This window comes from Capnocytophaga gingivalis ATCC 33624 (genome assembly GCF_000174755.1).
Taxonomy (GTDB): domain Bacteria; phylum Bacteroidota; class Bacteroidia; order Flavobacteriales; family Flavobacteriaceae; genus Capnocytophaga; species Capnocytophaga gingivalis.
Map to the genome: position 1 here is coordinate 123,001 of NZ_ACLQ01000016.1, position 13,880 is coordinate 136,880.

Annotated in this window: 14 protein-coding genes; 13 read left to right on the plus strand and 1 reads right to left on the minus strand. The window is 42.4% G+C overall.

Annotated elements, in window-relative coordinates:
• Nucleotides 1–12 precede the first annotated feature (12 nt).
• The 11 genes from porD (at nucleotide 13) to CAPGI0001_RS05320 (ending at nucleotide 10,724) form a co-directional block, all read left to right on the plus strand.
• The gene (porD, locus tag CAPGI0001_RS05270; protein WP_002667409.1) at nucleotides 13–897 is read left to right on the plus strand and encodes a type IX secretion system protein PorD; all 885 of its coding nucleotides are present in this window, start codon (nucleotides 13–15) and stop codon (nucleotides 895–897) included.
• Nucleotides 898–907: 10 nt separating this feature from the next.
• Nucleotides 908–1,750: a ChaN family lipoprotein gene (locus tag CAPGI0001_RS05275; protein WP_002667587.1), complete on the plus strand. Its 843-nt coding sequence runs from the start codon at nucleotides 908–910 to the stop codon at nucleotides 1,748–1,750.
• A gap of 53 nt (nucleotides 1,751–1,803) precedes the next feature.
• A complete protein-coding gene (locus tag CAPGI0001_RS05280; RefSeq protein WP_040359723.1) occupies nucleotides 1,804–2,775 on the plus strand; it encodes a DUF4300 family protein in 972 nt (323 codons plus the stop codon).
• Between the two features lie 52 nt (nucleotides 2,776–2,827).
• Nucleotides 2,828–3,934 carry a hypothetical protein gene (locus CAPGI0001_RS05285; RefSeq protein WP_002667538.1) on the plus strand — a complete coding sequence of 369 codons (1,107 nt, stop codon included), beginning with the start codon at nucleotides 2,828–2,830 and terminating at the stop codon, nucleotides 3,932–3,934.
• A gap of 75 nt (nucleotides 3,935–4,009) precedes the next feature.
• Nucleotides 4,010–4,270, plus strand: a complete 261-nt coding sequence (locus tag CAPGI0001_RS13330; protein WP_002667506.1) for a hypothetical protein — start codon at nucleotides 4,010–4,012, stop codon at nucleotides 4,268–4,270.
• On the plus strand, nucleotides 4,246–4,533 hold the full coding sequence (locus tag CAPGI0001_RS13335) for a hypothetical protein (RefSeq protein ID WP_002667348.1): 288 nt from the start codon (nucleotides 4,246–4,248) through the stop codon (nucleotides 4,531–4,533). Before CAPGI0001_RS13330 ends, CAPGI0001_RS13335 begins: the two co-directional genes overlap by 25 nt.
• Before the next feature lie 125 nt (nucleotides 4,534–4,658).
• On the plus strand, nucleotides 4,659–6,695 hold the full coding sequence (locus tag CAPGI0001_RS05300) for a M13 family metallopeptidase (RefSeq protein ID WP_002667548.1): 2,037 nt from the start codon (nucleotides 4,659–4,661) through the stop codon (nucleotides 6,693–6,695).
• Between the two features lie 101 nt (nucleotides 6,696–6,796).
• Complete coding sequence (locus tag CAPGI0001_RS05305; protein WP_002667392.1) at nucleotides 6,797–7,210, plus strand: SRPBCC family protein; 414 nt, start codon at nucleotides 6,797–6,799, stop codon at nucleotides 7,208–7,210.
• Entirely contained in the window at nucleotides 7,197–7,616 is a 420-nt protein-coding gene (locus CAPGI0001_RS05310) for an HXXEE domain-containing protein (RefSeq protein WP_002667275.1), read from the plus strand. The genes CAPGI0001_RS05305 and CAPGI0001_RS05310 overlap by 14 nt, the downstream gene beginning before the upstream one ends.
• Nucleotides 7,617–7,687: 71 nt before the next feature.
• On the plus strand, nucleotides 7,688–9,733 hold the full coding sequence (locus CAPGI0001_RS05315; RefSeq protein ID WP_050769232.1) for a M13 family metallopeptidase: 2,046 nt from the start codon (nucleotides 7,688–7,690) through the stop codon (nucleotides 9,731–9,733).
• Between the two features lie 433 nt (nucleotides 9,734–10,166).
• Entirely contained in the window at nucleotides 10,167–10,724 is a 558-nt protein-coding gene (locus tag CAPGI0001_RS05320; RefSeq protein WP_002667623.1) for a hypothetical protein, read from the plus strand.
• A gap of 320 nt (nucleotides 10,725–11,044) precedes the next feature.
• On the opposite strand, the gene ligA is transcribed toward CAPGI0001_RS05320, so the two are convergent.
• The gene (gene ligA / locus CAPGI0001_RS05325) at nucleotides 11,045–13,045 is read right to left on the minus strand and encodes an NAD-dependent DNA ligase LigA (RefSeq protein WP_002667592.1); all 2,001 of its coding nucleotides are present in this window, start codon (nucleotides 13,043–13,045) and stop codon (nucleotides 11,045–11,047) included.
• A gap of 135 nt (nucleotides 13,046–13,180) precedes the next feature.
• Between ligA and CAPGI0001_RS05330 the strand changes: the two genes are divergently transcribed.
• Both CAPGI0001_RS05330 and CAPGI0001_RS05335 read left to right on the plus strand, forming a co-directional pair.
• Nucleotides 13,181–13,387, plus strand: a complete 207-nt coding sequence (locus CAPGI0001_RS05330; RefSeq protein WP_002667398.1) for a hypothetical protein — start codon at nucleotides 13,181–13,183, stop codon at nucleotides 13,385–13,387.
• A 77-nt stretch (nucleotides 13,388–13,464) separates the two neighbouring features.
• On the plus strand, nucleotides 13,465–13,785 hold the full coding sequence (locus tag CAPGI0001_RS05335; RefSeq protein ID WP_155813444.1) for a DUF6660 family protein: 321 nt from the start codon (nucleotides 13,465–13,467) through the stop codon (nucleotides 13,783–13,785).
• Nucleotides 13,786–13,880: the final 95 nt, after the last annotated feature.

A 13,880-nucleotide genomic window follows, 5' to 3' on the forward strand; every position in this document is an offset into this window, starting at 1 on the left:
AATTTTATCCTTATGAGAAAACTTATCTTACTCTGCTTACTTATATTCACAATGACGGCAAATGCGCAAGAGCTTTCCTGCCGTGTGACTGTCAATACCCAGCGTATCAACCAAACCAACCAGCGGGCTTTTGTAACACTACAGCGTGCCCTACAGGAATTTGTCAATAAAACCCAATGGACGGATATCAAAGCCAGAGAGAATGAGCGTATCAACTGCTCTTTTGTGCTGACTCTTTCCTCCTATGAGAATAATAACTTCAAGGCCGACCTACAGGTACAGGCTTCCCGCCCTGTATATGGCAGCACCTACCCCACCCCGCTGCTGAACTACCAAGAGAAAGATATCACTTTTTCCTATTTGGAAAACGAACCGATCTACTTCAACCCTAATACTTTCACTTCCAATCTCTCCTCTATCATCGCCTATTATGCCCTGATTATCATAGGCTTGGATGCTGATACCTTTGCCCCCAACGGAGGAAACCCCTACTTTGAACAAGCGCTTGCAGTGGTGCTCAATGCCCAAAGCAGTTCCGATAGTGCTTGGCAACAAAATGGTTCCAACAATCGCTGGCAAATGGTCACTGACCTCTTGGCTGAGGACTTTGCCGGTTTCCACAAGGCTTTGTACACCTATCACCGTCAGGGATTAGACCTCATGGCTCAGGATATACAAAAGGGAAAAAACCAAATCGGTGCTGCCCTCTTGGAGCTGAACCAGATCAACAATAGCCGTATCAACCGCTTTGTCTCTCAACTCTTCTTCGATGCCAAGGCCGATGAAATCTCACAACTACTCTCAGGCGGGAAACCTTTGGACAAGAAGGAAGAAGTACGTGCGGTATTGCTCAAGCTCGCCCCTACACGTGCCCAAGAATGGAACCAGATAAAGTAAATGGTCAAGCATGAAAAACATTTTATTTATCTTATCTATATTCCTCTGTGTGGAGGGGTTCTCTCAAGAAGCCTTTGCTTTTTTTACTCAAAATGGCAAGCGAACCTCCTATAGGAAGCTACTGAGAAAAAGTAAGAAAGCGGACATTGTGCTCTTTGGGGAATATCACAACAATCCTATTGCCCATTGGTTAGAGGTAAAACTCACCAAAGACCTCTTAGGCAAGCGTTCGCTGATATTAGGAGCGGAAATGTTCGAGAGAGACAACCAAGATGCCCTCGATGGCTACCTTCAGGGAACTATTGACCAAAAAGGATTGGACACCCTGGCTCGCCTATGGAAGAACTATAAGACCGATTACAAGCCTTGGGTGGATTTGGCAAAAAGAGAAAAACTCCCTATTGTAGCGACAAATATCCCTCGGAAATATGCCAATCTCGTGTATAAGAAAGGATTACAAGCTCTTGACACGCTTCCTTCGGCGGAGCGAAAATGGATAGTATCACTCCCCTTTCCCTATGATGGCAACCTCTCCCAGTACGAGAAGATGAAGAAGATGGCACGCCACAACTCCGAGAATCTTCCTATGGCACAGGCTATTAAGGACGCTACTATGGCCGAATCCATAGAGACACACTACAAGAAAGGGAGTCTGTTCCTACACCTGAATGGGAGCTATCATTCGGACTTCTTTCAGGGTATCTATTGGTATCTGCGTAGGCGAAACCCCAATCTCAAGATACTTACTATCAGCACTCTATCACAATCTAATCTAAAAAAACTACCCTCAGAGGCTTACGGACAAGCCGACTTTATTTTAGTGGTAGATGAGGATATGACAGGCAGTTATTAATCATTACATTATCCATACTTTACATATTTTTACAACGAATCAAGAATGTTCTCATGAAAAGACTTTTACTCATGTCATTACTTTCTTTGGCTGCTATAGCCTGCCAGGAGAAGAAAGCCCCCACTACAGCAGCGGCAGAAACGCCACAAGAAACTCAAGAAAAAGCCGCACCAACGCTGACCTACTCTAACTTAGTAGATACACCTACTCAAGAAAAAGTGCAGCAAGCCCTTATCGCCGCAGGGATATCCCAGGCTCACGCAGCTGCTTTCTTAGAGAGTGTTGCCCTCTTCAACCAGACAGCCGGAGCAAAGGCAAACCTTGTCCCAGAAGGTTTTGTCACTATTGACAGCCTACTGCCTAAGTATGACGAGGTCGCTATACAAAGTGACTGGATGAGCAAATACCCAGCCTTTCAGGGGTATAACTGTCGCTTGACCTCCTTTACCCTTTTGCGTGACTTGATCTCCTTCCCTACTGGAAAAAAATTCGACAGCAAAGCAGAAGACGAAGTACTCTTTATAGATCGTGAGTCCTTGCGCAACGCCCCTAAAAAGCTCTTTACCCCAGCCGAGGAAAATGACTTCTTCGCGCTCTTCACTGAAGTACCTACCACTAATACCAAGGATATAAACCTCCATTTGCAAGCGATGCAAAAGGCATGGAAAGCGCGTGGTATTGCCTTCCGCTATGCCAATGATCCTACAAAAGCCTCCCTTATCTCTGTTGTTTTCCACTCTCAGCTCACCCCTGAGGAGAATATGATCTTTGTAGGCCATGTGGGAGTACTCCTCCCCTTCGAAGGGAAACTTCTTTTTATCGAAAAGCTCGCCTTCCAAGAGCCTTACCAAGCTATCCTCTTTGCCAATCGCACCGAGCTAAGCGATTACCTGATGAACCGCTACGATGTAGAATGGGAACAACCCAATGCAATTCCTTTTATCATGGAGAATGACCAACTGATGGACGGCTATCGTCCCAACCCCTATAAAGTAGGGGCGAATAGCAATTCGCCCTCTCTTTAAGAGGCAATTCGCCCTCTCTTTAAGAGGCAACTCTCCCTTACGTAGAACCCTTATGAAAAGATTATCTCTTATCCTCTTAGCCTTGTGGCTTTTTGCCTGCAAGCAAACTCCCCCTATCACTGAGCAGCCTATGAGCCCAGAGATAGAGGCAAAGCTCTATGAACTACTCAAGAGGGTCTCCTATACCTCGCATGAGCTCCCCGATTATGAATTTTTCTATAGCAATGTCGCAGATATACCCTCTCATTTAGATCCTGTCTTTGGGAAAGTAGATATTTCTCTACTGCCCAAAACAGCAGCGTTCAATCCCTACATTTTGGAAAATTTTTCCGATGATCTGCTACTAAGTGAGAACCTTACCCAAGCCATACATAAGCTCTCCCCCAAGGAGATCGCTCGCTATTTTGACGTGTATATCTCGGCTATCGACAACCAATATTTTTCAGGAGAAAAAGAGAATGAGACAAGTGATGAGCAAGGGGCTATCTATGTTCCTTTCAAACAAGTAACCTATCTGCTCAAGGATGGCGTATGGAGCAAAGGAGCTTCTTTCTCCGCCTCTACCAGAGAAGAAATCAGTACTCTGGAGGATAACCAAATAAGCTATTGGAAGGGGATCATCGCCCCTTACAAGGAGATATGCCAAGTGGAGAAACCCACTGACCTATCTGAAAGCATTGTCCGTATGGGGAAATATGGCTTAGAGCAACAGCTCTCAAGCTGTGACCTTAATGAGGATGGACAGGGGGATTACCTCTTTGTCTTCTCCGAACAGAGAAACGACCCTAATGCACACCAAAGAGTAGTAATCCTGCTCAGCGGAGAGGGAATACATAAGTATAGACTCTTGATAGCACCCGATTTTTGCGACAAAGAGTGGCCGCTCCACCAAATAGTGTGCAAAGGCGATTACTTTACCATAGAGTTCAAGGATAACAAATTTGTCGCAGAGCTATATATCACCTTCAAGTACGATAAGCATGCCAATAATTTCCTACTCCATCGCTACGGATATATAGACCTCAGTGGAGGTACACAAGAACCAAAAAGGGAAGTACAACTTACCACCAAGGACTTTGGAAAAATCTTATTTGAGGACTTTTATGCAGAACAGCTCGATTACCTCATTGATGACAGATTTTCAAAGATGGAAGAGTGATGATTATTAAAAAGGTGAACAGTCACACACAATCAGCTGTGCCCGTTCGCTGACCTTATCCCTACACAGACCCTTATGAAAAGATTATCCCTTATCCTCTTAGCCTTGTGGTTTTTTGCCTGCAAGCAAGCCCCTCCTCCTATCACGGAGCAGCCTATGAGCCCAGAGATAGAGGCAAAACTTTATGAACTCCTCAAGAGAGTGCCCTATACCTCCAACGAATATCCCGGTTTAGAGTTTTTCTATAGTAATGTAGCAGATATACCCACACATTTGGACCCTGTCTTCGGGAAGGTAGATATTTCTCTCGTATGGTTTATCCACTTCACCAGATAGTCTGCAAAGGAGGGTACTTTACCTTTGAGTTCAAAAAAGACAAATTTGTTGTTGAGGAATATATTACTTTCAAGTACAACAAATATGCCAATAATTTCCTACTCCACCGGCTTGGTTGCATTAACCTCGGTATGGATAAGGAAAATCCCTATAGGGAAGTACAGCTTACCTCCAAGGACTTTGGAGAGGTTTTCTTTGAGTATTTTGGTGAAGAAGCATTTGATGAAATAATTGATCGTCGATGGTCAGGAGAAGAGGAATAAGAAACATTTCAACGATTGGATAAAAAGATTAAAAAAATAATTGTATTTTAACTTCTTTATTTAATTATTTCTTCGTACCTTTGCTTTTTGAATTTCAAAACTAGCAACTCAAAACTTAATAGCATATGAACAAAATGCACTTGTATTCTTGCCTCGCCCTAATGGTGGCTTGTGGCAATCCTGCTAAAAAAGACAACATGAAAGAAGAAACAACTGACAAAGGTCTTGACCTCTCGGCTATGGATACTTCCGTACGTCCGCAAGATGATTTCTACAACTATGTCAATGGAGGGTGGATGAAAACTGCCAAAATCCCTGCGGACAAACCTTCTTGGGGTACCTTCTATATGCTCCGCGAGGAAACTGACCAGCAGTGCCTTTCCCTCTTGGACAACCTACTGAAAACCTCCTACCCCGACGGCTCTGATGGGCAAAAAATCCAAGCTATTTACAAAACCTATATGGACATGGATACCCGTAACAAGGCAGGTTTGGAGCCTCTCCAACCTTATCTAAAGAAGATAGAGGCCATCAAAACCCTTGCTGACTTGCAGGCTTACCTCGAAGAGGCTACCCCGCTGGGAGAGAACCCTGTATGTGGCTGGGGAGTCTATGCCGACATGAAGGATTCCAACCAGAATGCGGTATATCTAAGCAACTTTGGCTTAGGTCTTGGTCGTGACTACTACCAAAAACAAAGCCAAAGCAATACGGAAGCCATAAACAAATATCAGATCTTTGTTGCCGATATCTTCAAGCTCCTTGGCGATGCTGCCGCTGATGAAAAGGCTCAAAAACAAGTAGCTTTCGAGAAAGACTTGGCCAAACTTATGCTTACCAATGAGGAAGACCGCGACCCGAACCTTAGCTACAATCCTCAAACCATGGAGGAACTCTCCAAGCTGGTAAAGAACCTCAATATCCCTGCCTTACTCAAGAAAGTAGGGGTAAATACCGATAAGGTAATCGTAGGAGAAATACGCTTGTACAAGGAGTATGACAAGTTCATCAACGAAAAGAACTTGCCCCTACTTAAGGATTACCTCCGTTATAACTTAGTAGCAAGCAATGCGGGATATCTGAATGGGGCTTTGGACGAACTTTCATTCAACTTCTATAGCAAATACCTCAATGGACAGCAGGAACAACGCCCTATGAATAAGCGTGCGCTTTCTCTTATCAATGGGGTAGTAGGAGAGGCTTTCGGAAAACTCTATGTAGAGAAATATTTCCCTGCTAAAGCCAAAGAAGAAATGGTTACTTTGGTGGATTACCTTAAGAAAAGTTTCGCAGAGCATATCAAGAATGTTACTTGGATGAGTGATGCTACCAAAGAAAAAGCACTCCATAAGCTCAGTACTTTCAAGGTAAAAGTAGGTTATCCAGACAAGTGGAAGGACTATTCTAAGATGTCTCTCTCTGCCGATGCCTCTCTCTTTGATAACTTGCTCAAAGTTGCCCAGTGGGCTTACCAAGAAGAGTTGGATAAGGTAGGTAAGCCTGTAGATAAAACCGAATGGGGGATGACTCCACAGACTGTGAACGCTTATTACAACCCATTGTATAACGAAATCGTATTCCCTGCGGCTATTTTGCAAGCACCTTTCTTTAGCTTTGAAGCGGATCCTGCTGTGAACTTCGGAGGAATAGGTGCTGTCATTGGTCACGAAATCACTCACGGATTCGATGATAGCGGTGCCCAATTCGATGCCGATGGTAACCTACAAAACTGGTGGACTCCTGCCGATAAGGAGAACTTCGATAAGGTAACCAAAGCACTCGCTGCTCAGTTTGACAAATATGAACCTGTAAAAGGTGTCTTCGTGAATGGTACCTTTACCAATGGAGAAAATATCGCTGACCTTGGTGGGGTAAATATCGCCTTCGATGCGCTCCAAATGTATCTCAAAGACCATGGAGCAGTTGCCGATATCAGTGGATTCAACCAAGACCAACGCTTCTTCCTCTCTTGGGCAACTGTATGGCGTACCCTCTCCACCGACCAGTATATGACCAACCAGGTGAAGACTGACCCCCATACCCCAGGATACTTCCGCGCCTTTGCTCCTCTGACCAACGTAGATAGCTGGTACAAAGCTTTCGATGTAAAAGAAGGTGATAAGCTCTACCGCAAACCAGAAGATCGTGTGAAAATATGGTAGTCTCTTTTTGAGAGAAAAGATAAAAAGTAAAAGGTAAAACATTATTACCTTTTACTTTTTTGTTTATAAATAATATAATACCTTTCAAATAATTTAAAAAAATGAAATCCTATCTGATCTCAACGGTAACTGATTTTATTGATGCGCCTATTGCATTGGTATATGAGATTGTTACAGATAATAGTAATTTTCAGTGGCGAAAGGAAGTTAAGGATATTGAGTTATTGGAAGATGATTTTATTGAATATTACAAAGCAGGAGGACATACACGCTTCAGTAATATTCAAAAGATAGAAAATGAGTATTATACCTTTACTATGCGGCATAAGCTATTTATTGGAGAATGGGAAGGGAAGTTTGAATCCTATAGAGGAGGTACTAAAATTTACTTTCAAGAGAAGATACATATCAAAAATTTCTTTTTAAGGCTTATAGCTCCTCTTTTCTGGAAATTGAAACGGATACAACAGAACTACATTATTGCACTAAAACAGGAAGTATATGCAAACAAATAAGTATTTATCATTATGGCTTCCGATAATGGGACTTCATGCCTTGCACCAAGTAGAAGAGAGTATATCCTTTTGGCAATGGTATATTGATTTTGGGGATAAAATACCCACTTGGTTACAATTGCCAAGAATCTCAGACAATGCTCATTTGGCACATGACCACCCCCAATATTTTGTAGGAGCTTCTATAGGGCAACTTGTCTTAGTCGCTTTAGTGGCTTTCCTATGCCGAAGGAGCGAAAAAGCTACCAGAATAGCTCTCGGGGGATACCTTGCAGGTCTTAGTTTTTTCTTAGTATGGCATATCTTGATAAGCTACTTTACCCATTCCTATTCACCTGTAATGGTCACCTGCCTTATGGGAGTATACCTTATTCCCAAATGGATTTACAAAGTAGTGAAAAAATAACAATACTTTGTCTTGCATAGTACTGTTATAATTCGTACCTTTGCGGGGTAATTCAATTTCATTTTTCTATCATGAAAAAAATAAACTTCAAAATGGGTTGGTTCGTATGCCTTTCCTTGGTGGTGGCTTGTGGTAATTCCAACAAAGAAGAAGCCCCTAAAGTATTTACTGAAAAAGGACTTGAACTCTCCGCTATGGATACTTCCCTACGCCCAGGAGACGACTTCTATAACTATGTTAGTGGCAGCTGGATGAAAACTGCTAAAATTCCTGCCGACAAACCTGCTTGGGGTTCCTTCTATATGCTTATGGAGAAAACCGATAAGCAGTGTCTTTCTATCCTTGACGACCTTCTCCAAAAGGAATATCCCAAAGGAAGTGAAGGGGAAAAAATACAAACCCTCTACAAAGAATATATCTCTTGGGATAAGCGTAATGCTGACGGATTGAAGCCTTTAGAATTGTATTTTCAAAAGATTGATGCAATACACTCCTTAAATGATTTGCAAAACTATTTGCAAGAGATGACCTCTAAAAGGGCAAATCATATCTGCCCTATAGGTGTATATGCCGATATGAAGAACTCCAAAATGAATGCTGTATATTTAGGAAATTTTGCTTTGGGGTTGGGTAAGGATTACTATCAAAAGGAGAATCCAAGCAATACCGAAGCCTTAGCTAAGTACCAAGACTATGTGGCTGATATCTTCAAAGTCCTAAAGGATCCCCTTCCTCAGGAAAAAGCAAAGCAAATCGTAGCCTTTGAAAAGAATATTGCCAAATACATGCTTACAAGTGAAGAAGAGAACAATCCAAATCTCAGCTATAACCCTTTGACAACAAAGGAATTAAGCACCTTAGTGAAGAATCTTAACTTACCTGAGTTGCTTGAAAAAGTGGGAGTTCATACCGATGGGGTTATCCTCACGGAAATAGGCCTCTATAAGCATTACGATACTTTTATTAATGAGAAAAATCTACCTCTGATTAAGGATTATCTCAAGTACAAATTGGTTACTCTCAACAGTAACTTCCTCACCCAAGAGCTCAATGATCTTACTTTCAATTTCTATAACAAATACCTGATGGGACAGCAGGAGCAACGCCCTATGAACAAGCGCGCTCTGGAACTGATCAACGGAATTCTTGGGGAGGCTTTCGGTAAGCTCTATGTGGAAAAATACTTCCCTGAAAAAGCTAAGGATCAGATGCTTACCCTGATAGATTATCTAAAGAAAAGTTTTGCCCAGCATATCAAGAATGTAACTTGGATGGGGGATACTACTAAGGAAAAAGCGATGGAGAAGCTCCACAAATTCTCTGTAAAGGTAGGCTATCCTGACAAGTGGGAGGATTATTCTAAACTCACTATGAACCCTGAAGTATCTCTATTTGAGAATATCACACAGGTAGGAGAATGGGCTTTTCAAAAAGCCTTGGACAAAGTAGGAAAAGAAGTAGATAAAACCAAGTGGGTGCTTCCTCCTCAGACTGTCAATGCTTATTATGACCCTACGAGCAATGAGATTGTTTTCCCTGCTGGAATTCTTCAACCTCCTTTCTTCAGCTTTGAGGCAGATCCTGCTGTGAATTTTGGAGGAATTGGTGGGGTAATCGGTCATGAGATGACCCATGGCTTTGATGTCAGTGGAGCTGAGTTCGATGCCAATGGTAACTTACAAAACTGGTGGGAACCTGCCGATAAGGAAAACTTCCAAAAAGCAACCGAAGCTCTCGCTAAGCAATATGACCAATACGAACCTGTAAAGGGAATCTTTGTCAATGGTACCATGACCAATGTAGAGAATATCGCTGATCTGGGTGGGGTAAATATTGCCTTTGATGCACTACAGATGTATCTAAAAGACCATGGATCTGTAGGCAAAATTAGTGGCTTTACTCAGGAACAACGCTTCTTCCTCGCTTGGGCTTCTGTATGGCGCACCCTCTCCACCGACCAATATATAACCAACCAAATAAAGGTAGATCCTCACTCCCCTGATTACCTTCGTGCCTTCGCTCCTCTGACCAACGTAGATAGCTGGTACAAAGCTTTTGATGTAAAAGAAGGCGATAAGCTCTACCGTAAGCCAGAAGACCGTGTAAAAATATGGTAGTCTCTTTTTGAGAGAAAATCACATAGGATCATTGCTTTTCCATTTATGAGGCTGCCCTTTTCGGACAGCCTCATTTTTATCTCCCTTGATTACCTCTCCTATTATCCTCATAAGAAGCACAGATAAGCCTACTTTAGAAAATCACTCGTTTTTACGATAGTTCACATAACCTTATTTTAACCTTCTATCTTCATTATATGCTATAAAAAACACTCCAAAAAGATTTTTTTGCCAAAAACATTTTTATATATAGATTTTTTGTGTTATTTTTTCAAAATATTGTTTTTTATCTTTTTTATTATACCTTTGAGGCAGAAAATAACCAAGATAAATTTTAATCATTAATACTATAAGTTGATTTTTACTCTTTGTGTTGACTTTAGGGCTTCTTACCTGCCAACTTGAAGAAGAGTTTAATTAATTCTATTTGATCATGAAAAAATATTTATACTTTCTACTGGCTATAGCAACTCTCTTAAGTTGCCATAAGGATAATAAAGAGAAAGAAATCAATGAATGTTGTGGTGCACCCTTCAAATATTTCTATCTCAAAGTAAATAGAAATCTTGTAAATGAGGATTTTACACCAAAGTTCTCTCTCACAAAAATAACTAATGTTGGAAATGAAAAAGTAGAACTTAGGGACTTTAAGAGGTTTGATAGCGCAGTCATTTTCGAGTTCGCTGTAATTTACGATCTTGAGAGGTCATTGATAGAAAGAAGTGAAATCTATGACCTTAAAACTACAGACCTCAAAACTGCAAAGATTACCATTACAGGACAATTCAAAAGCATACCTAACTGCTGCAATACTCCACAAATTAATAAAGTGCTTCTCAATGGCAAGGAATGGGTTCCTGAGAAAGACGCTGAACATGGGTATAATATTTATACCTTAGAGGAAAACCAGCTCAGTGAATCTCCTGCTAACCCTAAAAGTAGGATGATTCCTCATTTCTTTAATGCTAAAGAATCTCCTAAAACAAAATAGATCATAAGGAGGAAATATCAAAGAGGCTGTCCAAAAAAGTCTAAAATATTGTTTTTCAAGGTTTAAAATGAATATTTTAAAATTTTATTCTATTGAAAATCAGTTGTTTTAGATCCTGTTGTAGGGGCGATTTGCAAATCGCCCTTCATGAATAAGACTTTTCGGACAGCTTCTTTTTATTTCCTTGTAATGGTCACCTGCCTTATAGGAGTATACCTCATCTCCAAATGGATAAGAACAGTAGTCTATAACAAATGCCAATAATAATTCATATTTGTATGAATCATTATTGGCATTAATCATTGATCATTACTCATTACTCACTGAATCATTTTTTCAAACTCTTCTTCCGATAAGATAGGGATGCCCAATTGGGTCGCTTTCTCGAGCTTACTCGGCCCCATATTCTCTCCAGCTACTACATAGTTTGTCTTGGAAGAGATGGAAGAGCCGACCTTGCCTCCGTGGCTTTCGATCAGCGCCTTGATTTCATCACGCGAATGGCGTGCAAAGACTCCTGAGACTACGAGTGTTTTCCCCTTCAGCGCCTCGGAAAGAGACGTTTGTGCTGTTTCCTTAAGGGCGAACTGTAGGCCATAGCCCTGTAAGCGTTCGAGGATTTCCTTATTTCTGTCATCGGCAAAGAACTCAATGACACTCTGTGCGATACGATCTCCGATTTCATCTACCTGGATAAGCTGCTCATAAGGAGCTGTGCGGAAGGCATCGAGGGTCTTATAGATACGGGCAAACTTCTTGGCGACGCTCTCCCCTACCATACGGATCCCCAAGGCAAAGAGCACTCTCTCGAAGGGTACTTCCTTGGATTTTTCTATTCCTGTAATTATATTCTGTGCACTGCGGGTGCCCATACGCTCGAGGTTTTGTATTTGCTCGGCTTTGAGCTCATAGAGGTCGGCATAGTTGTGTATGAGCCCTGCACGGAACATCAGCTCTACCGTCTCGGAGCCTAAGCCCTCTATATTCATCGCCTTGCGGGAGATGAAGTGCTGGATACGCCCTGTGATCTGTGGGGGGCAACCATAGGCATTGGGGCAATAGTGTTGTGCCTCGCCCTCATTGCGTACCAGCTCACTGCCACACTCAGGACAATGGGTGATAAAGGTCACAGGAGTAGCTTGCTCGTGGCGTGCTTCGAGCCTTACTCCCGTAATCTTAGGGATAATCTCTCCTCCCTTTTCGACAAATACTTGATCGCCGATATGGAGTCCGAGCTTGGCTATCTGGTCTGCATTGTGCAGAGAAGCGCGCTTTACAATAGTCCCCGCCAAGAGCACCGGAGAGAGATTGGCTACGGGGGTAATAGCGCCTGTACGCCCTACCTGATAGGAGATACTCTCCAGGGAGGTAGTTACCTCCTCGGCCTTGAACTTATAGGCAATTGCCCAGCGAGGTGACTTGGAAGTGTAGCCGAGTTCCTGTTGTGCTTGATAGTCATTGACCTTGATCACCACCCCATCGGTTTCATAGGGGAGGTCATGGCGGCGGGTATCCCAATAGTTGATGAACTCCATTACCTCGTCGGTGGAGTGGCATAGCTTGGACTGAGAAGGTACCTTGAACCCCCAGTCACGTGCTTTCTGGAGACTGTCGAACTGGTTGTCCACAGGGAGATTGTCGCCCACTACATAGTAGAGCAAGCAGTCAAGCGGTCGCTTGGCGACCTCGGCGGTATCCTGTAGTTTCAAGCTTCCGCTGGCGGTATTACGCGGGTTCATATAGGGGTCTTCGCCCTCAGCGATACGTTGCTCATTCATCTTCTTGAACCCTTCCTTGAGGATGATAATCTCCCCGCGGATATGGAAATGGTCAGGGTAGTCCCCCTTGAGTGTCAAGGGCACACTGCGGATGGTACGTACATTAGCGGTAATCTCATCACCCTGCACCCCATCTCCACGAGTGGTAGCCTGTACCAGCTGCCCATGGTCATAGGTGAGATCTATCGAAGCCCCGTCGTACTTGAGCTCACAGACGAATGAGACCTTGTCCGTGCCTAAGCCCTTAAGAACACGCTTCTCCCACTCCTCTACCTCTTCTTTGGAATAGGAGTTGTCCAAGGAGTACATGCGGAACTCGTGGGTTACGGTAGGGAAATTCTTGGTAATCTCCCCCCCTACTCTCACAGTAGGCGAATTGGGGTCTTTGTACTGGGGATATTGTGCTTCCAAATCCTGTAAAGCCTTGAGCTTTTGGTCGAACTCATAGTCGGAAATAGAAGGGGTGTCGAGCACATAATAGTTGTAGTTATGCTCATTGAGCTCCTTGCGGAGCGCTTCGATTTGTTGTAAAATAGAATCCATTTCTTTTAGGGGTTAGGGATTAGTGACTGACCACTGATTTCTGATAAAGTGCAAAAATACAAAAAATATCTTGTTCCCCTAAAGATAAATACGTAAATTTGCAGCTAGAGAATTATCTATAAAATCCTTTGTACTATGGGACATTCATTATCCAATGCAACTGCAAAGAAACAAACTGTAACACAAGCGGTTATCTTTGGCGTAGGACTATTTGCTTTGCTCTTTTTAGTCCTTAAGTTTGTCAATGGCTACTCAGCTATGGGCGCTCTCTTTATCTTTGGAGTAACAGCCATATTGGCGGCTATCACTTGGGGAATAGTAAGCCACTATCTGAAGAAATAGTGGTTAGTGGTTTCAAGAGTAGAACTACAAATTCAACTCTTGATTGGCATTAGTAACTCAAAATAAAAACTCAGAACTTGAAAAGTATTGCATTCATATTAGGTCTTTATCTTCTGGCATTGTTGGTATTGCCATGTAGTGATATGCCTATATATGAGGGCAATGATACGGCTGAGATGAGTGCATCTCACTCTCATTCTTCTGGTGATATAGACCTATGCAACCCGCTATGTATCTGCAATTGCTGCCAAATGGTACTTTCTCTTCCTGTCTCTGAAGAGACGCCCTTGGAAACACTTTCTCCTATTATAGAAACCAAACACTTGATTTCCTACCCCTATATTATTATAGATTCCTCCTACTTGCGAAATATCTGGGTTCCTCCTAAAATAGCTTAATTCTTCAACATAAGGGTGAATTGCCATTCGCCCCTACTTTACTTTGACTGGTGCGTTTTTGTAATTCGTGCCAACATTATCTATTTATTACATAC

Coding starts and splice junctions, on each gene's coding strand:
- CAPGI0001_RS05300 (WP_002667548.1), top strand. CDS start 4,659: ATGAACAAAATGCACTTGTATTCTTGCCTCGCCCTAATGGTGGCTTGT.
- ligA (WP_002667592.1), bottom strand. CDS start 13,045: ATGGATTCTATTTTACAACAAATCGAAGCGCTCCGCAAGGAGCTCAAT.
- CAPGI0001_RS05330 (WP_002667398.1), top strand. CDS start 13,181: ATGGGACATTCATTATCCAATGCAACTGCAAAGAAACAAACTGTAACA.
- CAPGI0001_RS13335 (WP_002667348.1), top strand. CDS start 4,246: ATGGTTTATCCACTTCACCAGATAGTCTGCAAAGGAGGGTACTTTACC.
- CAPGI0001_RS05305 (WP_002667392.1), top strand. CDS start 6,797: ATGAAATCCTATCTGATCTCAACGGTAACTGATTTTATTGATGCGCCT.
- CAPGI0001_RS13330 (WP_002667506.1), top strand. CDS start 4,010: ATGAAAAGATTATCCCTTATCCTCTTAGCCTTGTGGTTTTTTGCCTGC.
- CAPGI0001_RS05310 (WP_002667275.1), top strand. CDS start 7,197: ATGCAAACAAATAAGTATTTATCATTATGGCTTCCGATAATGGGACTT.
- CAPGI0001_RS05275 (WP_002667587.1), top strand. CDS start 908: ATGAAAAACATTTTATTTATCTTATCTATATTCCTCTGTGTGGAGGGG.
- CAPGI0001_RS05285 (WP_002667538.1), top strand. CDS start 2,828: ATGAAAAGATTATCTCTTATCCTCTTAGCCTTGTGGCTTTTTGCCTGC.
- CAPGI0001_RS05315 (WP_050769232.1), top strand. CDS start 7,688: ATGAAAAAAATAAACTTCAAAATGGGTTGGTTCGTATGCCTTTCCTTG.
- CAPGI0001_RS05280 (WP_040359723.1), top strand. CDS start 1,804: ATGAAAAGACTTTTACTCATGTCATTACTTTCTTTGGCTGCTATAGCC.
- CAPGI0001_RS05320 (WP_002667623.1), top strand. CDS start 10,167: ATGAAAAAATATTTATACTTTCTACTGGCTATAGCAACTCTCTTAAGT.
- porD (WP_002667409.1), top strand. CDS start 13: ATGAGAAAACTTATCTTACTCTGCTTACTTATATTCACAATGACGGCA.